Origin of the sequence: Citrobacter sp. Cpo015 (assembly GCF_030333035.1) — a bacterium.
Taxonomy (GTDB): Bacteria; Pseudomonadota; Gammaproteobacteria; order Enterobacterales; family Enterobacteriaceae; genus Citrobacter; species Citrobacter portucalensis.
Genome location: NZ_JAOWGS010000017.1, coordinates 1 through 302, shown reverse-complemented (window position 1 = coordinate 302; position 302 = coordinate 1). Strand labels below are relative to the sequence as shown.

Annotated in this window: 1 tRNA gene; it reads right to left on the bottom strand. The window is 46.4% G+C overall.

The features are described 5' to 3' along the window. Window positions 1-162: 162 nt before the first annotated feature. Window positions 163-238 (bottom strand) — tRNA-Glu (locus OGY67_RS00080). Window positions 239-302 lie beyond the last annotated feature (64 nt).

Sequence of the window (302 nt, the reverse complement as noted above, 5' to 3'; positions counted from 1 at the left end):
GAACACACCGCTTTTCATTTCTTATTACGGAGAAATGAAACAGTGTGTCGTTTCAATTTTCAGCTTGATCCAGATTTTTAAAGAGCAAATATCTCAAACGTGACTCGTAAGTCAGTTTTGAGATACTTCGGTCGGCGACTTTCACTCACACATACCAGCAAGTGGCGTCCCCTAGGGGATTCGAACCCCTGTTACCGCCGTGAAAGGGCGGTGTCCTGGGCCTCTAGACGAAGGGGACACTGAAGTCTCAATCGCAAGACGCCTTGCTATTTACTTTTCATCAGACAATCTGTGTGAGCACT